This window comes from Actinomycetota bacterium (assembly GCA_040755895.1).
GTDB lineage: Bacteria > Actinomycetota > Aquicultoria > Subteraquimicrobiales > Subteraquimicrobiaceae > Subteraquimicrobium.
Genome location: JBFMAG010000077.1, coordinates 1 through 6,965 on the forward strand (window position 1 = coordinate 1; position 6,965 = coordinate 6,965).

Annotated in this window: 7 protein-coding genes; 1 reads left to right on the forward strand and 6 read right to left on the reverse strand. The window is 47.6% G+C overall.

Features of this window, described 5'->3' with window-relative positions; all coding sequences use genetic code 11:
* The 4 genes from AB1466_03555 to hrcA all read right to left on the reverse strand — a co-directional run.
* The coding region (locus tag AB1466_03555) for a hypothetical protein (protein ID MEW6189173.1) at nucleotides 1–123 on the reverse strand (123 nt) is incomplete at its 3' end.
* Nucleotides 124–283: 160 nt separating this feature from the next.
* Complete coding sequence (epsC, locus tag AB1466_03560; GenBank protein ID MEW6189174.1) at nucleotides 284–967, reverse strand: serine O-acetyltransferase EpsC; 684 nt, start codon at nucleotides 965–967, stop codon at nucleotides 284–286.
* A gap of 5 nt (nucleotides 968–972) precedes the next feature.
* On the reverse strand, nucleotides 973–1,755 hold the full coding sequence (locus AB1466_03565; GenBank protein MEW6189175.1) for a 16S rRNA (uracil(1498)-N(3))-methyltransferase: 783 nt from the start codon (nucleotides 1,753–1,755) through the stop codon (nucleotides 973–975).
* A 99-nt stretch (nucleotides 1,756–1,854) separates the two neighbouring features.
* A complete protein-coding gene (hrcA, locus tag AB1466_03570) occupies nucleotides 1,855–2,922 on the reverse strand; it encodes a heat-inducible transcriptional repressor HrcA (GenBank protein ID MEW6189176.1) in 1,068 nt (355 codons plus the stop codon).
* A 238-nt stretch (nucleotides 2,923–3,160) separates the two neighbouring features.
* Between hrcA and AB1466_03575 the strand changes: the two genes are divergently transcribed.
* Nucleotides 3,161–4,171: a hypothetical protein gene (locus AB1466_03575; GenBank protein MEW6189177.1), complete on the forward strand. Its 1,011-nt coding sequence runs from the start codon at nucleotides 3,161–3,163 to the stop codon at nucleotides 4,169–4,171.
* Nucleotides 4,172–4,185: 14 nt separating this feature from the next.
* On the opposite strand, the gene lepA is transcribed toward AB1466_03575, so the two are convergent.
* Nucleotides 4,186–5,982: a translation elongation factor 4 gene (lepA, locus tag AB1466_03580; GenBank protein MEW6189178.1), complete on the reverse strand. Its 1,797-nt coding sequence runs from the start codon at nucleotides 5,980–5,982 to the stop codon at nucleotides 4,186–4,188.
* Nucleotides 5,983–6,965 (reverse strand): lipid II flippase MurJ (locus AB1466_03585; GenBank protein ID MEW6189179.1); only part of this gene is annotated, 983 nt, incomplete at its 5' end. It abuts the gene before it with no gap.

The following is a 6,965-nucleotide window of genomic DNA, read 5'->3' on the forward strand; positions in this document are numbered from 1 at the left end:
TGCCTCTTCCGAGAAATCCACGAGTTCGAATCCTCGGCTCAAGAATTCTTTGATCATGGTCTCGGTCTCATACTGATTTACCTTACAACCCAATGTATAAAAGGCTACCCTTGGCACCTTCATCCCTCTTTCCCACCTCGATTATAGCAACTTAGAACATATGGGTCATAAAACCATAAATTTTTGCTCAGGGGCTGCTTGCAGAGCGAGTGTGAGCGACGCGTCGCGAGCGCACGTTCGAAGCTGCAGCAAATCGACTTGAGCCGTGCGGATGTCGATTATTCTACGGCTTCCCCCGCTTTTGCTCTTTAACCCTCTCACGGATGCACAAACGCCTCTCCAGTTCCTCAAGCTTTCTTCTTAAGTTTTCATTTTCCCTCCGAAGAAGCTTAAGTTCTCCCTCAACGCCTTGCTTATCCTCAGTGGCGATTCTTTCCCCACCGATTCGCACAACCCTACCTGGAATTCCAACTACCACAGCATTTGGAGGAACCGCTTCCAAAACTATGGAGTTCGCTCCGATAATGGAATTTTCACCCACCGTGATGGGTCCCAGGATTTGAGCTCCGCTAAACAATCGAACGCCATCTCCTATCGTTGGCCATCCATCTGGAATGCCGGGCATGACAACACCCTTTCCGCTTCCACCCAGCGTGACTCCCTGCGATATCCAGACATCCTTCCCAATCTTCACCCCTCTACCGATGACCACCCCAGAGGTGTGGTAAATTCGACAGCCGGGTCCTATCTCCGCTGCGGGGTCGATCTCGGCACCATTTAAGAAAAGATTTAATCTGCTCAGTAAATCGGGGAGTAGGGGAATTCGCTTCTTGTAAAGGAAATGATAAAATCGGTATAAAATGAGGGCTTGGACACCAGCTCTACAGAACAAAAGCTGTAAAATTTTCCCAAAGGATGGTTTCTCTCTCTTCAAAAATTGGATATCGCCTCGTATACTTCCAATCAACTCAATCACCCTGCTAATTTGCCCAATTCATAAAGAACGATGGCTAACCCCACTATGCTTGCCGTCTCCGTACGCAGGATTAAATTCCCCAACGTCACCGTTTGACCACCAACGTCCCTAATCACCAGCACTTCTTCTAGGGTTAATCCTCCCTCGGGACCAATAACAACAGCAACGCTCTCCAACCCGCCATGTCTGCCAACAGATTTACCTGTTCGGCGGGCAAGGCGATCATCTAAAACCTCCCCTACCGATGTCTTTTTCTCCCCTTCCCAGAAGACTAAGATCGAGTCGAAATTTGGCAGCAATTCAAGGGATTGAACCAAGGATATCGGCTCTAATACTTCGGGGAGAGTAGCTCTTTGACACTGCTTTGCGGCTTCCAAGGCGATCCTTCGCCAGCGCTGTACCCGATTCCCATCCTTAATGGCATTGAGCTTTACCACCGTGCGCTCCGTGACCATGGGAACAATCTTTAAAACCCCAAGTTCAGTGGCTTTTTGGACGATGAAATCCATCTTGGGTCCCTTGGGAAGTCCTTGAAAAAGAGCGACATCCGGGGGGAGAGTCTCTTGAACCTGATGTTTTAAAATTCGGGCTATTACCTCCTGCTTCCCTATCTTGGTGATTTGAGTTTCATAAACAAATCCTTTTCCATCACAGACGATGATATTCTCTCCAGGCTTGAGTCTCAATACGTTTCTGATGTGGTTCACGTCATCGCCAACGATGCGGATTTCCAAACCTTGAATGTTTTTTGGGGGGACAAAAAATCTCGGCTCAGTCATTTCCTTCGATAAAAAAGTCCACCATTCACACCGATTAATATTGGGTTTTTCGGTGAACGGTGAATCTGCCTACCCGCAGGCGGGTGGACCATTGAACATTTAAGCGTGCAAAGATTCTAAAACACGGCTTAAATTCCGAGCAATGCACCCTACAGCGGAAATTGCCCTGGGATAATTCATTCGAGTTGGGCCCAAAATTCCCAGCGTACCAAGGGTTTGACCACCGGCATGGTAACTCGTCGCCACCAAACTATAATCTTGCATCTCCACCGCTTCGTTTTCCGATCCTATCCTCACTATGACTTTACTTGCCCGCCTGTCACTACCTGAGCTTGGCGATGGCGGGCAGGCTTCAAGAGCTTCACCGAGCAATTGGAGCAGTATATATCCCCGCTCCAGGGTCTTTAATAGACTCTGAATTCTCTCCAAGCTTTCAAACTCGGGTTGACGGAGAATATTGGCGGTTCCTCCCAAATATATCCTTTCCTTCTCCTCCTGCATCAAACAGTCGAGGATTTTATCGATTATTCCCTGTACCAATCCACTCTGCTGTGGAAGGATGTCCCCAAATTCCCTTCTCTTTTGAGAGATTTCATATAAATTCAGGCTGGCGAGTTTTCTATTAAGGACCCTTTCCACCCTTGAAAGTTTCCCTTGGTTTATGGAGCGATCCATCTCCAATACTCGCTTTGCTACACAACCGGTATCGGTGATTAAAACCATTAATACGCTGTGGGGACAAAGGGATATCAAATCCAGATGCTTCAATGAACTTTCCCTCAGGGCGGGACCGAATACCACGGCTACGTAATTGGTGAGTTTGGATAAGAGTTGAGATGTCTCCCGCATTAAGTCTTCCATCTCTTTGCTCAACCGTGTGTAGAAAAGATGAATCGACCTTTTCTCGGCTGGACTTAAACCCTCGCTTCCCATTAAGCTATCCACATAATAGCGGTATCCCCTGTCGGTGGGGATTCTCCCCGCTGAAGTGTGTGGTTGCCAGAGGTATCCCATCTCCTCCAGCTCCGCCAATTCATTCCGCACCGTGGCGGGACTCACCCCCAACTGATATTGCTCAACGAGCCTACGTGAACTCACGGGTTCGGCGGTGAGGATGTAGTTGTGAACCACGGCGTAAAGTATGAGCTTTTTGCGGCTATTCAACATCTTACTCCTTCCCTCTCAGGTACTATTTGCATTATACCCAAGAATTTCAGCACTGTCGACGCCATCAATTTTCGTGAATATCTTAAACAAAGTTAACAAACACCCGATTTGCGAGTAGCAATCCCTTGGGGACCAAATTAAATTCTTCTTCACAAAGAAGAAGGAATTCTAAAAACCTTTGGGAGAAATATTTCACCAGTGTTATTTTCTATGGTAAGTTATGTTTAGGGTGGTGCATATGAGAAGATTTCATCGAATTTTGGGAATATTGCTCATCCTCTTCTTTGTTTTTCCCATCTTTACTGGGTGCAAAGGCACTTTGGAAGAAAAGGTGGGAGAGAAAGTAAAACCTCAGAAGCCAAACAAGAAATACTATAAGCTCGGTCCAAGAGATGAATTCGGGATAAGAGCCTGGGTACCCAAGGAGCTTGAAAGCATCACCCTCTGGAGAAAGAGAAAAAGCAAGGTTTTAAGACCAGGAGACAAACACTTCGATGAGTTGAGAGAAGCCTGTGAGGAGGTTTTCTTCTCAATCGGTCCAGCTATTGAGCCGCCCAGCGCTCTTTCGAGTCACTACGCCCAACGTGGCGCAGAGGTTGTGGTTCTCGAATACAAGCGACCATTCTGTGTGGAAAGACCAGATGTTGACTGGGTTTCAGATATTAGTGAAGAGGAAAACAAACCATTCTTTGTCCTCGGGCCTTTTAAGGAACTTCATCTGGGAACACGTAGATTTGCGGTTAATAAAGATCTCCTTGAAATCATGGATATCTTCGGAGAAGTTTGGGGACTCCCAAGACCAGATGAAAGATATTATAAGCTCGGTCCAAGAGATGAATTCGGGATAAGAGCCTGGGTACCCAAGGAGCTTGAAAGCATCACCCTCTGGAGAAAGAGAAAAAGCAAGGTTTTAAGACCAGGAGACAAACACTTCGATGAGTTGAGAGAAGCCTGTGAGGAGGTTTTCTTCTCCGTTGGCGCTATTGCTAAGACAACTTTTCCCTTTTCGACTCACTACATTCAAGCCGGTCTTGAAGTTGTGATTCTTGAATATAAACTGCCATTCCATGTGGAAAGACCAGGTGTTGATTGGTTCAAAGAGCTTTTAGGTAAGAAAAAAAGTCCCTTCTTCGTGCTCGACGAAGGTCCTCCTGATATACTTCATTTGTCAATGGCTGGGTTTATGATTCGTAAAGATCTTACTCAAGTCAGAGAGATCGTAAACAAAATTTGGGAGGAGGATCCATGATGACTTCATGAGTCTCACTCCTTCACTTTGAGGATTGAAAGGAAGGCTTCGGGGGGCACTTCGACCCTCCCCACTCGCTTCATCTTCTTCTTACCGGCTTTTTGCTTCTCCAACAATTTCCTCTTCCTTGTCACATCTCCGCCGTAACATTTGGCGATGACGTCCTTGCGTCGAGCCTTTATGGTTTCACGAGCGATTATCTTATTTCCAATGGCGGCTTGGATGGGAACTTCAAAGAGTTGACGGGGAATGATCTCCCTCAAGCGCTTCACCTGCTCCCTCCCATGAGCATAAGCTTTGGTCTTATGGATGATGCGGGATAAAGCATCCACGGGCTGCCCCGCTATGAGGAGATCCAACCTCACCAAGGGGGATTCGCGAAAGCCAACGTGTTCATAGTCAAAGGAAGCATATCCTCTGGTCCTCGATTTCAATTGATCGAAGAAGTCGAGCAAAATTTCACTTAGAGGAAGATGATAATGGACCTCCACGCGGCTCTGGCTCAAATATTGCATGTTCTTGAACTCCCCCCGCTTTTCCTGGCAAAGTTCCATAATGGCTCCCAGATGCTCAGGGGGAGTCAAAATCACCGCGGATACGTAAGGTTCCTCTATCTTGGCGATCTCCGCCAAGGGAGGAAAATTGGCTGGATTCCTTAAGTTCAATACCTCGCCGTTCTTCTTGGTCACCCTATAAGCCACGCTGGGCGTCGTTGCCAGAAGTTCGAGATCATACTCCCTTTCCAATCTCTCCTTCACTATTTCCATGTGAAAAAGTCCAAGAAAACCAGTTCTAAAACCGAACCCCAAAGCGTGAGAGGTCTCAGGGTGGTAGACAAAGGAGGGATCATTCAAACTCAGCTTCTCCAGAGCGTCCTTTAGACTCTCATAATCGCCCTCCACCGGGTATAAGCCGCAAAACACCATGGGCTTTACCTCCTTATACCCACTTAAGGGCTCCCATGCCGGATTATCGATACCGGTGATGGTATCTCCGACCTTTGTATACTTGGGATCCTTTATCCCCGCGATGACATATCCCACCTCGCCCACCGAAAGTTCGGAAGTGGGTTGCATATCGGGTCGAAAAATTCCAACCTCCTCCACCTCACCAATCTCTGAGGTTGCCATCATTTTTATCCTCATACCGGGCTTGATGACCCCATCTACCACCCTAATGAAGACGATGACTCCCCTGTAAAAATTGAACAGGGAATCGAAGATGAGAGCCCTTAAGGGAGCATCTGGATCTCCAGAAGGGGAAGGAATATTCCTCACGATTGATTCCAAAATTTGAGGTACTCCCAGACCGGTTTTGGCGCTTACAAGGAGGGCATCACCCACATCGATGTCCAGAGCCTCCTTAATTTCCCGTTTCACGCGTTGTGGATCGGCGTTTGGAAGATCTATTTTATTGATGACGGGTATGATCACCAAATTATTCTCCAGAGCCAAAGGGGTGTTGGCTACCGTCTGGGCTTCCACACCTTGAACAGCGTCCACGACGAGTAACGCTCCCTCGCATGCGGCGAGACTTCTCGAAACTTCGTAGGTGAAATCGACATGTCCCGGGGTATCGATGAGATTCAAAATGTATTCTTTACCATCCTCGGCGGTATAAAGCAGTCGCACAGCCTTAGCCTTGATGGTCACTCCTCTCTCTCGCTCCAAATCCATCCTATCCAATACCTGCTCCACCATCTCCTGCTCTTGGATGGTATGGGTGAGCTCGAGGAGGCGATCGGCAAGCGTGGATTTACCGTGGTTAATATGAGCGATGATTGAAAAATTTCGAATATGTCTGGAGTCCATTTACGGTCTTCCCTTTAACCGAGTCGCTATCAGTTGATAAGCGAAGTGCAACTCTTCGATCTTCAAGAGTATAGCCACCCCTATATAAATGATAACACCGAGCAAAATACCCACTCCAAGGGAGAGTATCTGCCCCAAAAGAGAGACGCCAACATAAGGGATCGTAACTTTCCAACCATAGAAGGCGACCACCCCGAGGATGACGGAGGCAAATGAGATTTTAGCGAAGGAGATGGCTATCTTTTTGCCATCCATACCGCCGAGTCTTCGCCTTAAAATCTCCATCAAGACAACGAGGTTAAACAGGCAAACCAGAGAGGTGGAAAGGGCGATTCCTCCGTGTGCATATCCAAGCCAGGAAAGAGAAGATGGCAAATCTATGAGCTTTGCAAAGATGGGTAAATAAATCATGAAAAACCAGTCTCCAAAATAATTCACGATTATGGAAAGCCCAGCTATAACCATCGGCGTAAAAGTATCCTTCAGGGAATAAAAGGCTCGATTGACGAGGTGTAGTTCCCCCGCGGCGAAAAGCCCCACCGCGTAATAGAATAGAGCCGATGCGGTGAGGAGCGTAGCCGTTGGAGTGAACCTTCCCCTTTCAAATAGGAGTCGTATGATGGGTATGCCCAAGGTCATCAGACCCACGGAGGCGGGCAGTATGATGAGACAAAGGGTTCTTATTCCAATAGAAAGAGAATTTTTGAGTCCTTGGATATCATTTCGAGCCGCCTGGCGAGAAAAGGTGGGAAACAACACGGTGGAGATGGCTATGGCAAAGAGTCCCAAGGGGAGTTGCCAAAGCCTAATGGCATATCCTAAGCTTGCCACGCTACCTGTGATCAACCGGGAGGCAAATCGGGTATCCACAATGGTATTTATATCGACGCTGGCGAGACTGATGACCACGGGGACTAAAAGGGCACCCACCTCTCTCACCCCAGGATGACGCCAGTTAAATATCAGAGAATATCGAGCACCTC